This window comes from Paraburkholderia elongata (assembly GCF_013177735.1).
GTDB classification, from domain to species: domain Bacteria; phylum Pseudomonadota; class Gammaproteobacteria; order Burkholderiales; family Burkholderiaceae; genus Paraburkholderia; species Paraburkholderia elongata.
Map to the genome: position 1 here is coordinate 37,448 of NZ_WOEZ01000211.1, position 19,608 is coordinate 57,055.

17 protein-coding genes are annotated in these 19,608 nt (G+C 62.7%); 11 read left to right on the forward strand and 6 right to left on the reverse strand.

Going from position 1 to position 19,608, the window contains the following annotated elements:
* Positions 1-94: 94 nt before the first annotated feature.
* From phnC to GNZ13_RS38260, 4 genes are all read left to right on the forward strand, one after another.
* A complete protein-coding gene (gene phnC / locus GNZ13_RS38245; RefSeq protein ID WP_236001823.1) occupies positions 95-1,024 on the forward strand; it encodes a phosphonate ABC transporter ATP-binding protein in 930 nt (309 codons plus the stop codon).
* 42 nt (positions 1,025-1,066) lie between these two features.
* Complete coding sequence (gene phnD, locus GNZ13_RS38250; protein ID WP_172161409.1) at positions 1,067-2,044, forward strand: phosphonate ABC transporter substrate-binding protein; 978 nt, start codon at positions 1,067-1,069, stop codon at positions 2,042-2,044.
* Positions 2,041-2,883: a phosphonate ABC transporter, permease protein PhnE gene (gene phnE / locus GNZ13_RS38255; protein WP_236001824.1), complete on the forward strand. Its 843-nt coding sequence runs from the start codon at positions 2,041-2,043 to the stop codon at positions 2,881-2,883. Before phnD ends, phnE begins: the two co-directional genes overlap by 4 nt.
* Positions 2,884-3,166: 283 nt before the next feature.
* Positions 3,167-4,003: a DMT family transporter gene (locus GNZ13_RS38260; RefSeq protein ID WP_172161411.1), complete on the forward strand. Its 837-nt coding sequence runs from the start codon at positions 3,167-3,169 to the stop codon at positions 4,001-4,003.
* A gap of 103 nt (positions 4,004-4,106) precedes the next feature.
* On the opposite strand, the gene pdxR is transcribed toward GNZ13_RS38260, so the two are convergent.
* Positions 4,107-5,624, reverse strand: a complete 1,518-nt coding sequence (pdxR, locus tag GNZ13_RS38265) for a MocR-like pyridoxine biosynthesis transcription factor PdxR (RefSeq protein WP_172161413.1) — start codon at positions 5,622-5,624, stop codon at positions 4,107-4,109.
* Positions 5,625-5,746: 122 nt separating this feature from the next.
* Between pdxR and GNZ13_RS38270 the strand changes: the two genes are divergently transcribed.
* Complete coding sequence (locus tag GNZ13_RS38270) at positions 5,747-7,030, forward strand: 4-aminobutyrate--2-oxoglutarate transaminase (protein ID WP_172161415.1); 1,284 nt, start codon at positions 5,747-5,749, stop codon at positions 7,028-7,030.
* A gap of 801 nt (positions 7,031-7,831) precedes the next feature.
* Here GNZ13_RS38270 and hpnI (GNZ13_RS38275) read toward each other — a convergent pair.
* Positions 7,832-9,094 (reverse strand): bacteriohopanetetrol glucosamine biosynthesis glycosyltransferase HpnI, encoded by a 1,263-nt coding sequence (gene hpnI, locus GNZ13_RS38275; RefSeq protein ID WP_172174739.1) that lies wholly within the window; start codon positions 9,092-9,094, stop codon positions 7,832-7,834.
* A gap of 463 nt (positions 9,095-9,557) precedes the next feature.
* Here hpnI (GNZ13_RS38275) and GNZ13_RS38280 point away from each other — a divergent pair, with 463 nt between their 5' ends.
* On the forward strand, positions 9,558-10,217 hold the full coding sequence (locus tag GNZ13_RS38280) for a response regulator (protein WP_172174742.1): 660 nt from the start codon (positions 9,558-9,560) through the stop codon (positions 10,215-10,217).
* Positions 10,217-11,617 (forward strand): ATP-binding protein, encoded by a 1,401-nt coding sequence (locus tag GNZ13_RS38285; protein WP_172174745.1) that lies wholly within the window; start codon positions 10,217-10,219, stop codon positions 11,615-11,617. Before GNZ13_RS38280 ends, GNZ13_RS38285 begins: the two co-directional genes overlap by 1 nt.
* A gap of 129 nt (positions 11,618-11,746) precedes the next feature.
* Here the strand turns inward: GNZ13_RS38285 and GNZ13_RS38290 are convergent, their stop codons facing one another.
* The 3 genes from GNZ13_RS38290 to hpnJ all read right to left on the reverse strand — a co-directional run bounded on the left by GNZ13_RS38290 (position 11,747) and on the right by hpnJ (position 15,461).
* On the reverse strand, positions 11,747-12,778 hold the full coding sequence (locus GNZ13_RS38290; RefSeq protein ID WP_172174769.1) for a flippase-like domain-containing protein: 1,032 nt from the start codon (positions 12,776-12,778) through the stop codon (positions 11,747-11,749).
* Positions 12,779-12,858: 80 nt separating this feature from the next.
* Entirely contained in the window at positions 12,859-14,043 is a 1,185-nt protein-coding gene (hpnI, locus tag GNZ13_RS38295; RefSeq protein ID WP_172174748.1) for a bacteriohopanetetrol glucosamine biosynthesis glycosyltransferase HpnI, read from the reverse strand.
* Entirely contained in the window at positions 14,040-15,461 is a 1,422-nt protein-coding gene (hpnJ, locus tag GNZ13_RS38300) for a hopanoid biosynthesis associated radical SAM protein HpnJ (protein ID WP_172174751.1), read from the reverse strand. The genes hpnI (GNZ13_RS38295) and hpnJ overlap by 4 nt, the downstream gene beginning before the upstream one ends.
* A gap of 415 nt (positions 15,462-15,876) precedes the next feature.
* Here hpnJ and GNZ13_RS38305 point away from each other — a divergent pair, with 415 nt between their 5' ends.
* From GNZ13_RS38305 to GNZ13_RS38315, 3 genes are read left to right on the forward strand one after another with little or no spacing between them, the layout of a single operon-like run.
* A complete protein-coding gene (locus GNZ13_RS38305) occupies positions 15,877-16,950 on the forward strand; it encodes an aliphatic sulfonate ABC transporter substrate-binding protein (protein WP_172174754.1) in 1,074 nt (357 codons plus the stop codon).
* 50 nt (positions 16,951-17,000) lie between these two features.
* Positions 17,001-17,903, forward strand: a complete 903-nt coding sequence (locus tag GNZ13_RS38310; RefSeq protein WP_172174757.1) for an ABC transporter permease — start codon at positions 17,001-17,003, stop codon at positions 17,901-17,903.
* Positions 17,900-18,676, forward strand: a complete 777-nt coding sequence (locus GNZ13_RS38315) for an ABC transporter ATP-binding protein (RefSeq protein WP_236002375.1) — start codon at positions 17,900-17,902, stop codon at positions 18,674-18,676. Before GNZ13_RS38310 ends, GNZ13_RS38315 begins: the two co-directional genes overlap by 4 nt.
* A 110-nt stretch (positions 18,677-18,786) precedes the next feature.
* Here the strand turns inward: GNZ13_RS38315 and GNZ13_RS38320 are convergent, their stop codons facing one another.
* Positions 18,787-18,990 (reverse strand): cold-shock protein, encoded by a 204-nt coding sequence (locus GNZ13_RS38320; protein ID WP_007181784.1) that lies wholly within the window; start codon positions 18,988-18,990, stop codon positions 18,787-18,789.
* Positions 18,991-19,376: 386 nt separating this feature from the next.
* Between GNZ13_RS38320 and GNZ13_RS38325 the strand changes: the two genes are divergently transcribed.
* A partial coding sequence (locus tag GNZ13_RS38325; RefSeq protein WP_172174763.1) for an aldehyde dehydrogenase family protein occupies positions 19,377-19,608 on the forward strand: 232 nt, incomplete at its 3' end.

A 19,608-nucleotide genomic window follows, 5' to 3' on the forward strand; every position in this document is an offset into this window, starting at 1 on the left:
TAGACGTTGCGATGCCTTCACTCAACCGTCACAGACGCTTCCTAGAATGGGCCCCACACATGCCGGCAATGACCGGATGCATCAAGGGGTACTTATGGAAGCAATTCGGGAAGCAATTCGGGAAGCAATTCGTATCGAACGGTTGAGCAAGACGTTCAGCAACGGCCGCAAGGCGCTGGACGAAATCGACCTGCGTGTCGAACCGGGCGAAATGGTTGCCTTGATCGGTGCCTCGGGCTCGGGCAAGTCGACGCTGCTGCGCCACATCGCGGGCTTCACGGCCTCGGATGCGCAACCGTCGCAGATCGCGATTCTCGGCCGGCCGATCCAGCAGAACGGCCGCATCGTGCGGGAAGTGCGCAGCATTCGCCGCGATATCGGCTTCGTGTTCCAGCAATTCAATCTGGTGAACCGGCTTTCCGTGGAGAGCAACGTGCTGATCGGCGCGCTCGCGCGGCTGCCTTTGTGGCGCCGCCTCACCGGGCGCTTTCCGGGCGCGGAGCGGGCGTTGTCGATGGCCGCGCTCAATGAAGTCGGCATCGGCGACCATGCGCGCGAGCGCGCCGCCAACCTCTCCGGCGGTCAGCAGCAACGCGCGGCATTGGCGCGAGCGCTGGTGCAACGCGCGCGCATCGTGCTCGCCGACGAACCGATCGCCTCGCTCGACCCCGAATCCTCTCGCCGCGTGATGGAGATGCTGCGCACGCTCAACGTCGAGCATCAACTGACCGTGCTGGTGTCGCTGCATCAGGTCGACATCGCCATGCAGTATTGCCCGCGCACCGTTGCGCTGCGTCGCGGCAAGGTGGTCTACGACGGCCCCTCCGCCGCGTTGAGCCCTGCCCTGCTCAAGAAACTCTACGGCGACGACGCCCGCGAACTGCTCGACGAGGCCAGCGCCGATAGCGCAACCGATCATGCGGACAACAACGCTAACGAGGGCGACACCGGCGCACCGGCGCAAGACACCGCCCCCACCTCGACGCGTTATGCGTTCGCCCTCAATCCGGCGCACTCGAGCTGAGCGCGCCCACTCATTCTGTTCACTCAACCGGACCTCAAAGCGATGAAATTCCTGCGTTCATTGATCACGCTGACCGTCGGCGCGGCCGCATTCGCCTGCGTCGCCACCGCACAAGCCGAGGACATCAACCTCGGCATCATCTCGACCGACTCGTCCTCCGTGCTGAAACAGCGCTGGGAACCGCTGATCGAGGATATGAACAAGCAAACCGGCCTGAACGTCAAAGCGTTCTTCGCGACCGACTACGCCGGCATCATTGAAGGAATGCGCTTTAACAAGGTACAGGTCGGCTATTTCGGCAACGCGTCGGCGATCGAAGCGGTGGACCGCTCGCAAGGCGAAGTGTTTGCGAAGGTCCTGTATTTGAATGGCGAAGCCGGTTACAACTCGGTGCTGATCACCAACGTGAACAGCCGCTTCAAGACGCTCGACGACGTGTTTAAAAATACGAAGGACGTCACACTCGGTTTCGGCGATCCGAACTCCACCTCGGGCACGCTGATCCCCGGCTATTACCTGTTCGCCAAGCACAACACGCCGGTCAACACGTCGTTCAAGGCCGTGCTGCCGTCGAGCCACGAAGCGAATCTGCTGGCTGTGGTGAACAACAAGGTCGACATCGCGACCAACAACACCGAGGAGCTCGACTCGCTGAAGAAGCAGCATCCGGACAAGTTTGCACAAGTACGCGTGTTGTGGACGTCGCCGCTGATTCCGTCGGACCCGCTGGTATGGCGCAAGGATCTGCCGCAAGCCACCAAGGACAAGATCCGCAACTTCTTCGTGAACTACGGGAAGACCGCTCCGCATGAAAAAGCGGTGATGGCGGCGATTACGGGCTACGCCGGTTTCGCGGCGTCGTCGGATGCGCAGTTGCTGCCGATCCGTCAGGTCGCGTTGTTCCAGCAGAAGCAGAAGATCGAGAGCGACACGCATCTTTCCGACGACGACCGCAAGACCCAGCTGGCGGCGCTCGATGCGAAGCTGAGCGCACTCAACACCGCCGTCGCCAAGCAATGAACACGGTTGATCTGATCACGTCGCCCACGCGTGCGAGCGAAGCGCTCGCCGCGCAGGCGGCGCGCCGTGCCGCCCCTGACGCAGGCAAGCGCAGCTGGCTGTCGCTCATCGGCTGGATCGCCGTGCTTGCCGTACTGGGTGGCGCATGGCACGGCGCCGATATGCGTCCGCTCGACCTGCTCTCCGACTCCGGCAACATGGGTCAGTTCGCCAAGGACTTCTTCCCGCCGGACTTCACCGAATGGCGGAGCTATCTTCACGAGATGTACGTGACGCTGTCGGTAGCGGTGTGGGGCACGGCCCTCTCGTTGGTATGCGCGGTGCCGTGCGGACTAATGTCCGCACACAACATGGCGCCGATGTGGATCGTGCAGCCGATGCGCCGCATGATGGACGCATGCCGCGCGATCAATGAAATGGTCTTCGCGATGCTGTTCATCGTCGCGGTGGGACTCGGTCCGTTCGCCGGCGTGCTGGCGTTGTGGGTGCACACCACCGGCGTGCTCGCCAAGCTCTTCGCCGAAGCGGTCGAGGCAATCGATCCGCTTCCGGCCGAAGGCGTGCGCGCCACCGGCGCGACCAGTCTTGACGAAATCATTTACGGCGTGCTGCCGCAAGTGCTGCCGTTGTGGATCTCGTACGCGTTATATCGCTTCGAATCGAACGTGCGCTCGGCGATGGTGGTCGGCATGGTCGGCGCGGGCGGGATCGGCGTGGTGCTGTACGAGGCGATCCGCTCGTTCAATTACGCGCAGACGGCCGCGGTGATGATCATGGTGATCGTGGTCGTGACGGTGATCGATCTGGCGTCCGCGTGGCTGCGCGAACGGGTGACGTGACCGCTCGCGATTCCTGAATGGCAAGGGGTTGGCGAGACGCGCTTCGCCAACCCTCATTCAGGTCGCTTCGATACTGCGTGCCAGCGTGTAAGTGCGCCGGCGTGCAAGCGCTGCGCCTGCGCCGAGGTTTAGCAGCGGGTTTTCGTTGCCACAAATTGCCGGTTTTCGCCACACAAAACCCCTTCACTTTAGTCGTCCACCCCTCCATTCCGGCGTTCTGCTGGAATAATCACGTGCTTGCGGCCGGCTCCCCTGGCCTTCTTTCTCCTCTCCCTGGTCTTTGATGGACACCTTTGTCGTCATGCTGGTGCTGCTCTCCGCGCTGCTTCACGCCACCTGGAACGCGTTTCTGCACCTATCCGAAGACCGTGTATGGCTGCTCGGCATGATGGCGATTCCGTATATCGCCGTCAGCTCGGTTGGCGTGATCGTGCTGCCCTTGCCTGAACTGGCGGCCTGGCCTTACATCTTCGCCTCGGTAGTACTCGAATTCGGCTACCTGCTGGCCCTGATCCGCGCTTACAAGAGCGGTGACTTCGGGCAAATTTATCCGATTGCACGCGGCCTTTCGCCGATGCTCGTATTCGTCGGCGCGCTGGTGTTCGCGCACGAAACGCTCAAACCGCTGGCGGCGATCGGCGTGGCGCTGGTGTCGCTCGGCATGGTCTCGCTGGCGTTCCGCCGCGGCATGCGGTTCTCCGGCGAAAGCGTGCCGTTCGCGCTGCTGACCGGCTTCTTCATCGCAACGTATTCGGTGGTCGACGGAATCGGCGCGCGCGTGGCGGGCAATGGCCTGAGCTACATCATGTGGGTTTATCTGATCTGGAATGTCCCGCAGTTTCTGCTTGCCTGGCATTGGCGCGGCGGCGCAAAGGGGCTGTTCATCGGCCGCACGGTGGTGCTCAAGGGCATCGCGTCCGGCGCGCTCGCACTCACCGCCTATTGCCTGATCATCGAGGCCTACCGCACTCTGCCGATTGCGATGGTTTCCGCGCTGCGTGAGCTGAGTTCGATCTTCGCGGTGCTGATCGGCTGGCTGTTCATGCAGGAGAAGCTGACGACGCGGCGTATCGTGGCGTGCGCACTGGTTACGCTAGGGGCTGTGTTGATTCGGATTTAAAGCACAGTGGCGCTATGTTGATGCCACGTTGTTGCCGCCTCGTTGCTCCGCTCTGAAACCGCTTTGAGGCCGGTTTGAAGGCGTAGAGCGCCCTCGCCCACGCTCACGCAAACTGCACAAGCGTCGCGTCGATCGCATCAGCCAGCGTATTGAAAGCAGGCGCGATCTCCTCGTCCGGCACGCACGCATAGCCGATCAGCAGACCCGACGGCGCCAGCGACGGTTGCGCGTAATACCCCGACAAAGGCCGCACGACGATATTGCGCTCCAGCGCGGCAGCCGCCACTGCGCGGTCATCGCTGCCTTCAGGCAATTGCATCACCAGATGCAACCCGGCATCGCCGCCCACAGCCGGCAGCGCATCGCCATAACGGTGCGCGGCAGCATCCAGCAGGGTCTGGCGACGCTGCCCGTAGAGGGTCCGCATCTTGCGGATATGCGACGTGAAATGCCCTTCCGCGATGAACTCCGCGAGCATCGCCTGCTGCAACAACTGCCCTTCCCGATAGAGCTCCGCGCTCGCGGTCGCAAAGCTCTCGGCGAGCGCCTCGGGCACGACCAGGTAGCCAATGCGCAAGCCCGGAAACAGCGTCTTGCCGAAGCTGCCCACGTAAATCACCTGCCCGGACCTGTCCAGACCCTGCAGCGATGCCAGAGGCCGGCTGCCGTAGCGGTATTCGCTGTCGTAGTCGTCCTCGATGATCCAACACTGGTTTTGTCTTGCGTATTCGAGCAGCATGCGGCGCCGCGCGAGGCTCATCACCATGCCGAGCGGATATTGATGCGACGGCGTGACGAGCATCAGCTTCGGCGGCTGCGCGAGATCGTCGGCGGAGGGATTGATGCCTTCTTCGTCGACGGCGATCGGGCGCGATTGCAAGCCGGACACGTGCAGCACGCTGCGCACGCCCCAGTAGCAAGGGTCTTCGGTCCAGATCACGTCGCCCGGATCGGACAGCAGACGCACAGCCAGGTCGACCGACTGGTGGATCCCGGTCGTGATAATGATCTGCTCGGGCGTACAACGCACCGAGCGCGACGTGCGCAGATAGTCGGCCAACGCATGCCGCAACGAGGCCAGCCCGCCGCCCGGCGCGTAGGTCAGCAAGTCCGGGCGCAGCCGGCGCCAATACTTGTTGTGCAGGCGGCTCCACACGCGCGCCGGAAACTTCGTGACATCCGGCACCCCGGGCATAAACGCGCCCCATTGCCGCTTCGACACGCCCGCCCCCGCAATGAGCCGCGCGCCGCGTGTCGACAACGCGCGGTTGCCCTGCAACGGCAGTGGCGGCGGCAATGACTCGAGCGGCGCGGCCGGCGTCTCGGCGTCGGGTACGCCGACGATCTCGTCCGGCGCGCTATCGGCGACGAACGTGCCGCGACCGGTTGCCGAACTCACATAGCCCTCGAGCACCAACTGCTCATACACTTGCGTGACGGTATTGCGCCCGATGCCCAATTCCTGCGCCAGCAGACGAGATGACGGCACCTTGCTGCCCGCCGGCAATTCGCGCGACAGGATCGCCTGCTGCAACAGCCGATGCAGCTGACGATAGATCGGCTGGCCATTGCCACGGTCGAGGCGCTGCGCCAGCCAGTCGGACAAAACGCTCGCGCGCATGAATGGCTCCTACATTTTTATTGAAATGGCTCTGAAATTAAGAGCCAAATCTCATTATAGTCGCTGCATGTGCTGCGCTGAGCGCGCGGTCCCCGCAAAACCGAGGAGCGAAGGAGATAACCATGAAGAATGCTGAACTGAAGAGCCGCAAAGACGCCGCCACACCGCGTGGCGTCGGGGTGATGTGCGATTTCTACGCCGAGCGCGCGGAGAACGCCGAATTGTGGGACGTCGAAGGCCGCCGTTTCATTGATTTCGCCGCGGGTATTGCCGTGTGCAACACGGGCCACCGTCACCCGAAGATTCTGGCGGCGATCCGTGACCAGCTCGATCATTTCACGCACACCGCGTATCAGATCGTGCCGTACGCGTCGTATGTCGAACTGGCTGAGAAGATCAACGCGCGTGCGCCGGGCGACTATCCGAAGAAAACCGCCTTCTTCACGACGGGCGCCGAAGCCGTTGAAAACGCGATCAAGATTGCGCGTGCCGCGACCGGCCGTCCGGGCGTGATTGCGTTCACCGGCGGCTTTCATGGCCGCACGATGATGGGCATGGCGCTGACCGGCAAGGTTGCGCCGTACAAGATCGGCTTTGGTCCGTTCCCCGCGGACGTGTTCCATGCCCCGTTCCCGAATCCGCTGCACGGCGTGACGACGGCTGATTCGCTGAAGGCGATCGAGTTTCTGTTCAAGGCCGACATCGATCCGAAGCGCGTCGCGGCGATTATTTTCGAACCGGTTCAGGGCGAAGGCGGTTTCTATCCGGCGCCGGCCGAGTTCGTGCGCGCCTTGCGCAAGCTGTGCAATGAGCATGGCATTTTGCTGATTGCCGATGAGGTGCAAACGGGTTTTGCTCGTACCGGCAAGTTGTTTGCGATGCATCACTATGACGTGGTGCCTGATCTGATGACGATGGCCAAGAGCCTGGCCGGTGGCATGCCGTTATCGGGTGTGGTTGGGCGTGCTGATTTGATGGATGCGGCGGCTCCTGGTGGCCTGGGTGGCACGTATGCGGGTAACCCGCTGGCGGTTGCTTCCGCGCATGCTGTGCTCGATATCATCGATGAAGAGAAGCTCTGCGAGCGGGCTACTGTTTTGGGTGATCGTGTTAAGGCGAAGCTGATCGCGCTTCAGAGTGAAGTTCCGCAGATCGCCGATGTGCGTGGGCCGGGCGGAATGGTTGCTGTTGAGTTCTGCAAGGCGGGTGGGACGGAGCCGGATGCTGACTTCACCAAGCGGGTGCAGGCAAGAGCGCTTGAGCGCGGGTTGTTGTTGCTCGTTTGTGGTGTTTATTCGAATGTGGTTCGGTTTCTTTTTCCTCTTACGATTCAGGATTCTGTCTTTGATGAGGCAATGGGGATTCTTGAAGCTGTGCTTAAGGAAAGTGTTGCTGTAGCTGTTTGATTGTTTTTTTGGCCTGCGCGGCGCTTGGTTATATGCCTGCCGCGTTGGCCTTTCCTTGTTTTCTTATTGGTCTATTAGCGTCGCCCCTGTGCGGGGCAGGCACTTACTTTCTTTGCCGCCGCAAAGAAAGTAAGCAAAGAAAGCGGCTCCAACCGCTAATTCTTAAGCGGGTCCCCTGGCTTGGAGGGGGTAGTGGTGCATCTGGAATCCGTGCCCTTGCGCATTCGGCGTTAGTGACAAAGGGCTCATCAGCTCCCACTCCGCACTGCGTGCGTCGCGGATGGGTCTGCCAGGGAAACCATGCGGCTTCGTTCGTGTGCGGTGGGGGCCATCGGCTTCGCCTCGGCAATGCGCCGCTGCTCTCGTGGGCGCCCCCCCACTTCGAATGAAGTGTCGGTGTGTTGCCCCGGCGGCGGCGGTGGCGATGACGAGCCGGGGTTCTAAGCAAGACGCGAGCGCTAAAACACAGCGAACGGTTTTAAGAGGTACTCTTCGGCGCGCGCAGCGTCGCCGGAAGTATGACGGCTTTGTCACTCACGCCGAATGTGCGAGAACACGGATTCCAGATGCACCACTACCCCCTCCAAGCCAGGGGACCCGCTTAAGAATTAGCGGTGTGAAGCCGCTTTCTTTGCTTACTTTCTTTGCGGCGGCAAAGAAAGTAAGTGCCTGCCCCGCACAGGGGCGACACTAATAAACCAATATCAATTCAAGGAAAGGCCAAGAAGCGAGATCAAGGAAAGGCCAACGCCGCAGGCATACAGACAGAAATCGCCGGCACTGACGATCAGCCCAAGCGGCCTAGCCACCATCCGAAGTCTCCATAACATCCATCACCCGCAACGCCGCACCATGCGTGATCGACGCAGAACCCTCAACCGGCACGCGTGCACCACGCCAAACCACATGCGAGCCGAACGCGCCCGTGAGCCATTGGAACGCCAGCAAAGTATCGCGCAACGGCACGAGCAGCAAATCGCGCCAGAAAGTGCGCTCATGACGCGCGGCACGCAGATGCAGCAGCATGCGCGCGGCAAAAAGCGCCGCCGTGCTGGCGCCGCTCGCCAACGCCGCCCACAGGTGCACGCCGTCGAACGGACCGTTCGCAAGGCCGCTGGTGAGCCATGCGCCGGCAAGGAGCCACGGCGTCGGGAACGTGATGAACAGAAACGCAAAGCCAAGCGGGTTCACCGAGCGGATCGTGCGCAGCCAGCGCGTCTCACGCTGCCACAAGGCTGAAAAAGTCGGCTCGATGACGTCGGTGGCCACCATCACGCGCGAAAGCACCGTGCTAAGCCCAAGCGCGCGCACGTGTTCGGCGAGCCAGTAATCGTCCGCGAGACAGTTTTTCAGCGCGTCGAAACCGCCGATGCGCTCGAGCGTCGCTCGGCGTAAAGCGAGCGTCGCACCGAAACCGAAGCGGCGCGACCCCGCCGCATGCGCGACCCGCACCGACGGAGCGAACCACTCGTTGATGAATAGCGCGCCAACCCGCGGCCAGAAACCGCCGACGCCTTGTGCCACGTAGAGACAGGTCACCACTCCCACGCGCGGATCGGCGAGCGGCGCCGCCACCGTGTCGAGATAATCGGCTTCGACCGCGATATCGCTATCCGCAATCACGATCACGTCATGACGCGCCCGCTCCGCCATGTTGATCAGGTTGCTGACCTTGAGATTGCTGCCGTGTACGCGCGTGTCGATCGCGAGGTCGATGTCGTGCATCGGATAAGCAGCCTGCAAACGGCGCACCACGGCGATGGCGGGATCGTCCGGCGACGATACACCGAGCACCAGCTGGAAATGCTCGTGGCGCTGGTCGCAGAAGGTTCTGAGATTCTCGTAGAGACGCGGCTCGGCGCCGCACAGCGGCTTGAGCACGCTGACGCCGACTTTCGCAAAAGGAGGCAGAGGATCCGACGCCCGGGCGGCAACACTCGCGCGCGCCCCGCGGCGCGCCGCGAAGAACGGCATCGCCACCGCTGCCAGCATCGCATAGAGCGAAGCCGACACGCAGCCGGATAACAGGACCCATTGGCATGCTGTCAATGCGTGCGCCGCCATAGCCCGCGTCCGTTAGTGCCCGGCCAGCAATGCGAGCACTTCGGTACCCATGGCCGTGAGCGAAGCCGCCATCAGATGGGCTCGCAGCATGTCGATAGTGACTGGCTTCATGGCGTGATCTCGTGGCCTGAAGAAACGCACGTCGACCTGGAGCGGCGCGATTCGCCGGCAAAAAGCGCTGGCAAAAACGCCGACAGAAGCGCCGGCCGTACATTCGAATGATGTGCTTACGATTAAGTTGCGATGCTCTGACAACTCGACGTAGTGTCGCGCGCTCATGTCCGCCACGCGACAGTAACCAATTCACGGGCGATAGTAGCGATTCTAGCTGAAGGAAACCTTAAGGAAGAAAGAGGTATAAAGCGTGTCATGAACATGATCGTTAAACTTCGAATATTCGGCGTGGCGCTTACTTAAAAGCTGTCACCGCTATGCAATTGACATCGAACGGAATCTCTCCCCCATGCGCGTACTCCTCGTAGAAGACGACGACCTGATCGGCTGCGGCATCGAAGCGGGACTGCGTCAAGCCGGTTTCACAGTCGATTGGGCACGCGACGGCCACAAGGCCAGCCTCGCGCTCGATACTACCGCCTATGCGATGGTCCTGCTCGATCTCGGCTTACCCAGGGTATCGGGTATGGAACTGCTGAAACGGTTGCGCGACGCCGGCAAAGACGTGCCGGTGCTGGTGCTGACCGCGAGAGGCACGGTGGTGGACCGCGTCGACGGCCTCGAAGCCGGCGCCGACGACTACCTCGGCAAGCCCTTCGACCTGACCGAGCTGATTGCCCGCTGCCGGGCCCTGCTGCGCCGCGCGCAAGGGCGCAGCGTCGAGGTGATCCGCTATCAGGATCTGACGGTCAATCCCGCCGCGCAAACCGTCGAAGTCGGCAATACGCGCGTGCCGCTCACCTCGCGTGAATGGGCGATCCTGATGCAGTTGCTGACCAATCAGGGCATTCCTCAGTCGCGCTCGCGCCTCGAAGAGAGTTTGTATGGTTGGCAGGAAGAAATCGAAAGCAATGCGATCGAGGTCCATGTGTCCAACCTGCGCAAAAAGCTCGGCGCCAAGCTGATCAGAACCGTGCGCAATATCGGCTACGTGGTGGAGAAAGCGTAATGTCGGCATCGATACGGCGCCGCCTGATGCTGCTGGTCCTGACCAGCATCGCGCTGATCTGGGGCATCGCGCTGATATCGAGCTATCGGCAGGCCACGCGCGAAGTCAGCGAATGGGAAGAGGCGCGCCTTGCGGAACTCGCGCAAATCTTCGCGCAACTCGACCAGCGCAATCTGACCGCGCTGGCCAATGCGCGCATCGACGTGCGCGAGGAAGAAAAAGGCGGCGCCCCCGGCGCGAACAATAGCGACGACGACGATTCCTTGCCGCGCGACGCGCTATTCCAGGTGCGCAGCGCGAACGGCGACGTGCTGGCGGGCAGCCCGCAATTGCGCGCGCTAGAAGCGTGGGATCTACCCGTGCCGCCCGCCAGCGGCGCGCAAAACATGACGCTGGGTGGTCGGGAATGGCATACGTTCACCTTGCGCGACACCGCGCTCGGCCACACGGTGCGCGTATTCGAGCCGGCCAATACGCGCAGCGACCTGGTGAGCGGCGTCGCGAACCGGATCGCCCGCCCCACGCTCATCGCGCTGCCCGCGCTGGCGCTGCTGGTGTGGTTCAGCATCGGCTGGAGCCTGGCGCCGCTCAAGGTCCTCTCCGGCGCCATCCGCGCGCGCGACATCAACCGGCTGGAACCGGTCGACATCGGCCGGGCTCCGACCGAGGTGCGGCCGCTCGTCGACGCGATCAATCTGGTGCTGTCGCGCTTGCGGCACTCCATCGAACGCGAACGCGCGTTCACCGCCGACGCCGCCCATGAACTGAAAACGCCGCTTGCCGCTATCAAGGTGCAGGCGCAGGTCGCCCTGGCCGAACCGAACACGGCGTTACAGCGTGTGGCAATGGTACGCGTGGTGCAGGGCGTCGATCGCAGCGCTCGGCTCGCGGAGCAGTTGTTGCTGCTCGCACGTCTGGATGCGCACGAAAAACTCTCTTCCGCGCGAGTCAGGCCCGCGGCGGTGGCGAAAGACACGATGCTTGCCAACGAACGCAATGCGCAGCAGAAGAACATTCGTGTCACGCTCACCGGCGACATGCGCGCCGAGATCAACGCGGAGCCCGTCCTGATCGGCATCCTGCTCGACAATCTGCTCGATAACGCCATCAAGTACGGACGCACCGGCGGCAGCGTCGAAGTGGCCGTGCAGCATGAAGTCGGCCGGGTGCAGCTTACCGTACGCGACGACGGCCCCGGCGTCGCGCCCAGCGACCTCCCGCGCCTCACGCATCGTTTTTTCCGCGCGACCGGCAATCAGGCCACCGGCAGCGGGTTGGGCCTCTCGATCGTCGCGCGAATCGCCGAGCATTTCGGGGCGAGTCTGCATCTCGGCGCGGGCATCGGCGAGCGCGGGCTCGCGGTGGAAGTGTCGTTTCCTGCTTATGCGGGAGCGGACTGAGGGTGTTGTCGAGGGTGTTGTTGAGGATGCTGCAGAGGGGGCGCTGAGCGCGCCGAGCGTATTGACGAAGTTGCCGCACAGACCATCGCCAGGCCTGCGGGATAAAGGAAATCTGTCGTTCCTGGCGGCCTAGCGCTGGCTTGCCTCGCTCACGGCCGTCCGCACTGCCCGTTCCGCCCGTTCCGCCCCCTCCGGCTCGCGATTCGACGACTCGGCAAACTGCCACGCAATGAGTCCGGGCACGAACATCAGCAGATCACGAATGCGCCGCGCGCCGGCGAGCGCGAGGCAGGTGGAAGGATCGAGGCCCAGCGCGCCGCCAATCAGAATGAAACCGCCCTCCTGCACACCCAGACCGCCCGGCACGAAGAACGCCGCGCTGCTGATCGCCTGGATCAGCGATTCGATCACCACCGCTTCGACCAGCGTGACGTGAACGCCGAGAAAGTACAGCGCGAGCCAGATTTCGAGCGACGTCAGGAAGCACTGCAGCGGCTGCCAGAAAAACAGATAGCGCAGCACCACGCCGCGGCGGCGCCAGATCAGCTTGATGGTCTGGTCGATCTGCGCCGATTGTCCGACGAGCACGGCGAGCTTGCCGCTCGTCATACGATTGAGGGTGCGCGTGATGCGCTCGAACGGGCTGGCATGCTGCACGAGTGCGAACAGCACCAGCAGCGGCGTCAGCACCACCACGCCCCACGCCAGTTGCCCGGCGAGCCGCAGCGTGTCGGAATGCGCATGCGCGAACAGAAACCCGATGCCGACCATCGTGAACAGCAATTGGCTGATCACCGTGAGCTGCATATCGACGATGATGCTGCCGACCGCCGTAGACGGCCGCACGCCCCAGCGCTTGAGCATCCGGAACGACACCACCTCGCCGCCGATACGCGCCACCGGCAACATGCTATTGACGGATTCGCGCACCCAGACTAGGTGCAGCATATTGGCAATGCTAGGCCGGTTCGCGCCGCGAATCAGCGAGCGCCAGTCGCAGGCATTGGCGATCATCGGCAACACGTGCGCAATCGCCGCCAGGAAGAGGCCGACGCCCGCGGCACGCAGTGCGTCGAGCACGGCGCCGGGATTGTCGTGCCAGACCAGCCACAGCGACACCAGCAAGCCGGCAAGCGCGGCGATGCGGCCGAGATGCTTCATCACGCGGCCACCTCTGGCGCACGCTTCAAGCCCGCTGCATTGTCCTCGCCACCCTCTTCCAGATACCCGCGCATCATTGCTTACCCAACCTGCTGTTCATCCGTCATTCCGTCCTGCACGGCCGACAACAGGCCGTCGCCATCCACCTTGAAACTGAAGCCGCGCCATATCACGCGCGAGGACCAGAAGCTTGCCACAAAAATCGAAAACGAAACGATATCCCATAACGGCAACAGCCACAGGTCGCGATGGGCCTGTCGCAACGCGCGATCGGACAGCAGTTTCAGTGCGAGCCGGGCGCACACGGCAACCAGCGCGAGCGGCCACGACCACAGCGCGCCACCCGAGAAGAGGATGGCGAGCAGTGCGAAGGCGAGCGGATGAATCAGCGCCGAGCCGAGATGGCCGAGCGGATCGATGCTGCGAATCGTGCGGCTCCAGCGCAGTTCGTGCGCGATCAGTTGCGTCGCGCTCGATTCCACGCAGGCATGCGAGATCGTGAACGGCGGAATCACAACCTTCTCGCCGATCATGCGCACGGCTTCACCGATTGCATGGTCCTCGGCCAGATGCTTCACGAACGGTGTGAATCCGCCGATTTTTTCCAGAGTATCGCGCCGCATCGCGATGGTCTGCCCAAAGCAAGGGCGCGCGAGACCGAGCGCGAGTCCCATCACCACGCCAGGCAGGAATTGGTAGTTGGTGGCCTTGGCCGACATGCGCGGCCAGAAGCCGGGATCGGGCGTGCCGCGATACACGCAGGTGACGAGACCGACACCGGGTTTCTGCAATTCGCCAATCACATTGCGCAGATAATCCGGCCCGACGCTCACGTCGCTGTCGGCGAAAACCAGCACGTCGTGCTGGGCTTGCGGCAGCATATTGAGGATGTTGCTGATCTTGCGGTTCGGACCGTACAGGCGTGCATCCGCGACCACCGTGATGTCCGCTTCTGGATGCAGCCGTCGCAGATCGTCGACGGTTTGCAAGGCGGGGTCGGCCGAATCGTGCACGCCGAACAGAAATTGCACGGGACCCGGATAGTCCTGCTGACAGAAGCTCGACAGATTAGCGAGCAACGCCCACTCATTGCCATGTAACGGTTTGACGATCGTGACTGGCGGAAAACTGGTCGGCTCGGACACCGGTCTCGCGAAGAACCGGCCGATCAGGGCACCCGCCAACACCGTGTAGGCGACGCCGAAAACAGCACCCGCCGCGCACGCATAGGCAAGCGTGACGGCGAGCAGATGCATGGCGCTCACGCTTGGTGCGCGCGCAGGAAGCGGAAGAATTCGACGCCTTCACGCAGACGCCGTTTCATCATGTCCCAGCTCGTGAGCATCTCACGCAGAATTTCCCAGATCTTCGACGGACGGAAATAGAAACGCTTGTAGAAGTTTTCGAGCTGGTGGTAAATCTCGTCGCGCGACAGATGCGGATAGCCGATCGCCGCGAGCTGCACCCCTGACTTGCTGACGAGGTTGATCACCTTGTTCTCTTCCAGCCAGCCATTCTCGATCGCCTGGTTGTAGAGCGTCGTGCCGGGATAGGGAGCGGCGAGCGACACCTGGATCGTATGCGGATTGATTTCCTTCGCGTACTCGATGGTCTTCTTGATCGTGTCCTGCGTCTCGCCGGGCAGCCCAAGAATGAAGGTGCCGTGGATCTTGATGCCGAGCTTGCGGCAATCTTCGCTGAAACGGCGCGCGATGTCGGTGCGCAGGCCCTTCTTGATGTTCAGCAGAATCTGGTCGTCGCCGGACTCGTAGCCCACCAGCAGCAGGCGCAGGCCGTTTTCCTTCATGATCTTCAGCGTCGCGTACGGCACGTTTGCCTTCGCGTTGCATGACCATGTCACGCCCAGCTTGCCGAGACCGCGGGCGATCTCTTCGACGCGCGGCTTGAAATCGGTGAAGGTGTCGTCGTCGAACATGATCTCCTTGACTTCAGGCATGTTGTCGCGAATCCACTTCACTTCTTCCAGCACGTTCTCCACCGAACGCGTGCGGTAGCGATGCCCGCCCACCGTTTGCGGCCACAGGCAGAACGTGCATTTCGAGCGGCAGCCGCGGCCTGTGTAGATCGACACGTACGGGTGCTTCAGGTAGCCGATGAAGTAGTTGTCGATCGTCAGATCGCGCTTGTACACCGGCGCCACGAACGGCAGTTCGTCCATGTTCTCCAGGATCGGGCGCGCTTCGTTGTGCTCGATCGAGCCGTCGGCGGCGCGATAGCTCAGGCCCTTGATCCCGGCAAACGGCTTGCCTTCGGCGACTTCCTGGCAGGTGAAGTCGAATTCTTCACGGCAGACGAAATCGATCGCCTCGCTGGCGGTCAGCGAATTGTGCGGATCGACCGCGACCTTCGCGCCGACCATGCCGATCAGCACCGAAGGCTTGCGCTTCTTCAGGTCTTCGGCAAACAGGGCGTCGGTGGGAAAGGACGGCGTGCTGGTGTGGATGATCACCAGGTCGTATTGCTGGGCGATATCGAGCGATGCGTCGACGGACAGGCCGTCGGCAGGGGCGTCGAGTACGCGGCTATCGGGGATGAGCGCGGCGGGCTGCGCGAGCCACGTCGGATACCAGAACGAGCGCACTTCACGCTTGGCCTGATAGCGCGAACCCGCGCCACCGTCGAAGCCGTCGTACGACGGCGCCTGCAAGAACAGGGTCTTCATGGATGCTCCAGCAAGCCTTTGATCGGCGCTTTCAGTTTTCTGTCGGAAAACTATCGGAACTATTGCCCGCGGGGATGCACGCGGGCACAGGGAATCGCGCAAATACTACGGAGCAAAGCTGAAGGAAACCTTAAGAAAAATAGCCACAGCCCACATTGTTCTAAGTGGTTAATACCGGGCTCCGCCCCGCATGCGCTTCCGTATGTTATAGGCGAAACACATTAATTGCAGTGCCGCTGCCTGTCAGCGCGCAACCTGTCTCGCCCAGTCGAACCAGCCGAGGACGAAGAATGAGCGGCCCACGTCCGCCATAGCGGCCGTTCTGCTTTGATTGTGAGTTTTTATTCGTTCAGTTCAGCGCACGCATTGACTACATTGACCGGTCACAACTAAACGACCATCACAGGACCAGTCAATGAAAATCCCGCGGGGCACGGCGCGCGTATCGTTTTCTTCGCTTTCTTCGATTTCCTCCTCACACCCGCAGCCTGCGAAACGCCTGCAAGCCGGCCTGAGTGCGTTGCTGGTCGCGGCAACGGCCACACTCGCCCTCCTCACACCGGGTATCGCACGGGCCGCGCCGCCTGCCGAACTGAAACTCGACTACGCCTACTACTCGCCCGAAAGCCTCGTCATCAAGCGTAACGGCTGGCTCGAACAGGAACTCGCACCGCAGCACACCCAGGTCAAATGGGTGCTGAGCCTCGGCAGCAATCGCGCGCTCGAATATCTGAACAGCGGCGCGATCGACATTGGCTCGACGGCGGGTCTGGCCGCCGTGCTCGCCAAAGCCAACGGCAATCCGATTCGCGCGGTGTACGTTTTCTCGCGCCCCGAATGGACCGCGCTCGTGGTACGCAAGGACTCGCCGATCAAAACCCTCGCGGACCTGAAGGGCAAGAAGATCGCCGCCACCAAGGGCACAGACCCGTTCCTCTTCGCATTGCGCGCCCTGCACACCGCGGGCCTTTCGCGCGACGACGTGGAAATCGTCAATCTTCAGCACCCGGACGGGCGCACCGCGCTCGCCAACGGCCAGGTGGACGCCTGGGCCGGCCTCGATCCGCACATGGCGGCCGCGCAAATCGACGACGGCGCGAAGCTGCTGTATCGCAACGTCGACTTCAATACGTGGGGCTTGCTCGACGCCCGCGAGGATTTCGTCCGCGACCATCCCGAGACGCTCGCGCAGCTGCTCAAGGTGTACGAAAAAGCGCGCCTGTGGATCGCCGCGCATCCGGACGAAACCGCGAAGATCGTCGCGGAAGAATCGAAGCTGTCGCTGCCGGTCGCCAGACTGCAACTGAGCCGCAACGATTTCAGCCATCCGCAGCCGGGCGCGCAGCAACTCGCCGCGCTCAAGGCGGCCGCGCCGATTCTAGTGCAGGAGCAACTGGTGAAACTGGGCACGGATTTGAATCAGGTCATCGACGCCCTGATCGACGTGAAGACGGCGCAGCCTGTTATCGCCGCGAACAGCGGCCAGTGAGCCACCGCGCTCGCTGCGCCCACTGCTTGAAGAGTATGTGACCGACTCCCATGGCTACCGACGAATCGCTCGCGCTTCATCACCGTTCGCATGTAACGGATGACCTCGTGCTTTATCGCGCGCCGCAAGCTGCCGATGCATCGTCGCGCGTCGCGTCGCGGCCGCGTGACCCGCTCAAACGCTGGCGCATCGCCGGGTTGATCCTGCCGCTTGCCTTCCTTGCCGTGATCGAAGCGTTGGTGCGTGCTTCGGTGTTGCCGGAGCACCTCGTGCCGGCGCCAAGCACGATCGCTGAAACGCTGTGGCAACTGGGCGGCGAGCGTCTGGGCCGCCACATCGGTGCAAGCTCGATACGCGTACTCGCGGGTTTCGGCATCGGCTCCGCACTCGCCCTTCTGCTCGGTGCGGCAATGGGCTTGAGCCACCGCCTCGACGCACTTCTCGACCCCGCGTTTCAGGCGCTGCGCGCGATTCCGTCACTCGCCTGGGTGCCGATTCTGCTGCTGTGGTTGGGCATTGACGAAGCGCCGAAAATCACGCTCGTCGCCATCGGCGCGTTTTTTCCGGCGCAATTGAGCGTCGTGGCCGGCATTCGCGGCGTCGACAGAAAGCTGATCGAACTCGGCGAAGTCAACCGTTTGAGCCCGCGGGCGCTATTCACGCGCATCCTGTTGCCCGCGTCCTTGCCACACATCTTCACTGGACTGCGCACGGGCCTGAGTCTCGCGTGGATGTTCATGGTCGCTGCCGAGCTGATTGCCGCCACCCGCGGCCTCGGTTATCTACTGAGCGACGGCCGCGAAACCGGCCGCCCCGATCTCGTGTTCGGCGCGATTCTGTTGCTCGCACTGCTCGGCAAGCTCAGCGACAGCATCCTTAAAACGATCGAAGCGCGCGTGCTGTCATGGCGCGATGCGGCGAACGACCGGTCTTCCTCACGAGGTGCGCGTTGAACGCGGCAGATCTTTTAAATCAGCCGACGCTGCTCCAGGTTCGTGCCGTGAGCAAGCGCTACGAAGCGCGCGCGGTGCTCGAACGCGTGACGTTTGGTATCCGACGCGGAGAGATCGTGAGTCTGGTCGGCCCGAGCGGGTGCGGCAAGAGCACGCTGCTGCGCGTGCTGGCCGGCCTTGATCGCGACTTCGAGGGGGAGATTTTGCTCGACGGGCTGGCGCAACACGGCCCGTCGCCGCGCCTCGGCGTGATTTTTCAGGAGCCCCGCTTGCTGCCATGGCTGAGCGTGGCCGACAACGTCGCGTTTTCCGCCGGTCCACGGCGAGGCGCGGACCCGCATGTGGGGCAACTGCTCGATGAGGTCGGTCTGGTCGGCACCGGCGCGGCGCTGCCCAAGCAGCTTTCAGGTGGCATGGCGCAACGCGTGGCGCTCGCGCGTGGCCTGTTCTCCCAGCCCGATCTGTTGCTGCTCGACGAGCCGTTCAGCGCCGTCGACGCCATGACCCGCATACGTCTGCAGGACCTGTTGTTATCGCTGACGCGCGCGCACGCCACGGCGGCGCTGATCGTCACGCATGACCTGGATGAGGCGCTCTATCTGTCCGATCGCGTCCTGCTGCTCAACACGGCGGGCCAGCATGGCGCCGGACGGCTGGTGCGCGACCTCGATGTGGCCGCGCCGCATCCGCGCGACCGGCGCGACGCCACGCTCGCCGGTGTGCGAAACGAATTGCTCGATGGGATTGGTGCGGTGCGAAACGCCTGCGCGTAACCAACTCGCGTTTTGTGCGAATTTGAGTGAAGAGCGCGAGCGAATCGCCCTCGCCCCCCTTAAAAATTCTGCTGGTCCGCACACCTGCGCGTGCGGACCAGCCACTGCTTTCACACCGGCTTGATATCCGCCGCCTGCTTGCCCTTCGGTCCCTGCTTGATTTCAAAGCTGACCTTCTGGTTTTCCTGCAGCGATTTGAAACCTTCGCTGCGAATTTCCGAGAAATGGGCAAACAGATCCTCGCCACCGTCGTCTGGTGTGATAAAGCCAAAGCCCTTCGCGTCATTGAACCACTTCACTGTACCGGTCGGCATGTCGATTCCTCATTTGCACCTTGGTTGATCGGGTTGCATTCGCCGTCTTTCGCCTGCTGCTTTCGACCGTTGCATCGAGTGCTGCTTTTGCCCACTCGTCGCACCATCCTCATGCTGCTGGTTCCCGCCGGTTATTGCGACCACTGCTTGACTTTACGCCTGTTTGCGCGGCGCCGCTCAGGCAGGCGTTTGTCCGCCGCGACAACGGGAGGAGCAAGGCCCGTGCCGCACACCTCCCGTGGGCACAGCGCGCGGGCGCAGCGCCGATGTGATCGCCCGCAATCAGATAAGATGGTTGCTATCGGCAGTCCATCCTTGGCCGCGCAGGTTCAGCCCAGTACCCCCGACCGCGCGACCTATCGTCTTCCCACTTACAGGAACCCAGCATGGCCACCTCGAGCTATACCGATACCCGACTTCTGATTAACGGCGAGTGGTGCGACGCCGCCAGCGGCAAAACCCTCGACGTCATCAATCCTGCCACCGGCAACGCCATCGGCAAGGTGGCTCACGCCGGCATCGCGGATCTGGACCGCGCCTTGGCCGCCGCACAGCGCGGCTTCGAAGCCTGGCGCAAGATTCCGGCCAACGAACGCGCCACCACCATGCGCAAAGCCG

What these genes read in the sequence shown, in the direction of transcription:
- GNZ13_RS38280 (WP_172174742.1), top strand. Translation starts at nt 9,558, where the DNA reads ATGCGCGTACTCCTCGTAGAAGACGACGACCTGATCGGCTGCGGCATC.
- GNZ13_RS38285 (WP_172174745.1), top strand. Translation starts at nt 10,217, where the DNA reads ATGTCGGCATCGATACGGCGCCGCCTGATGCTGCTGGTCCTGACCAGC.
- GNZ13_RS38305 (WP_172174754.1), top strand. Translation starts at nt 15,877, where the DNA reads ATGAAAATCCCGCGGGGCACGGCGCGCGTATCGTTTTCTTCGCTTTCT.
- GNZ13_RS38320 (WP_007181784.1), bottom strand. Translation starts at nt 18,990, where the DNA reads ATGCCGACCGGTACAGTGAAGTGGTTCAATGACGCGAAGGGCTTTGGC.
- pdxR (WP_172161413.1), bottom strand. Translation starts at nt 5,624, where the DNA reads ATGCGCGCGAGCGTTTTGTCCGACTGGCTGGCGCAGCGCCTCGACCGT.
- GNZ13_RS38270 (WP_172161415.1), top strand. Translation starts at nt 5,747, where the DNA reads ATGAAGAATGCTGAACTGAAGAGCCGCAAAGACGCCGCCACACCGCGT.
- GNZ13_RS38290 (WP_172174769.1), bottom strand. Translation starts at nt 12,778, where the DNA reads ATGAAGCATCTCGGCCGCATCGCCGCGCTTGCCGGCTTGCTGGTGTCG.
- phnE (WP_236001824.1), top strand. Translation starts at nt 2,041, where the DNA reads ATGAACACGGTTGATCTGATCACGTCGCCCACGCGTGCGAGCGAAGCG.
- hpnJ (WP_172174751.1), bottom strand. Translation starts at nt 15,461, where the DNA reads ATGAAGACCCTGTTCTTGCAGGCGCCGTCGTACGACGGCTTCGACGGT.
- hpnI (WP_172174739.1), bottom strand. Translation starts at nt 9,094, where the DNA reads ATGGCGGCGCACGCATTGACAGCATGCCAATGGGTCCTGTTATCCGGC.
- GNZ13_RS38260 (WP_172161411.1), top strand. Translation starts at nt 3,167, where the DNA reads ATGGACACCTTTGTCGTCATGCTGGTGCTGCTCTCCGCGCTGCTTCAC.
- GNZ13_RS38310 (WP_172174757.1), top strand. Translation starts at nt 17,001, where the DNA reads ATGGCTACCGACGAATCGCTCGCGCTTCATCACCGTTCGCATGTAACG.
- phnC (WP_236001823.1), top strand. Translation starts at nt 95, where the DNA reads ATGGAAGCAATTCGGGAAGCAATTCGGGAAGCAATTCGTATCGAACGG.
- phnD (WP_172161409.1), top strand. Translation starts at nt 1,067, where the DNA reads ATGAAATTCCTGCGTTCATTGATCACGCTGACCGTCGGCGCGGCCGCA.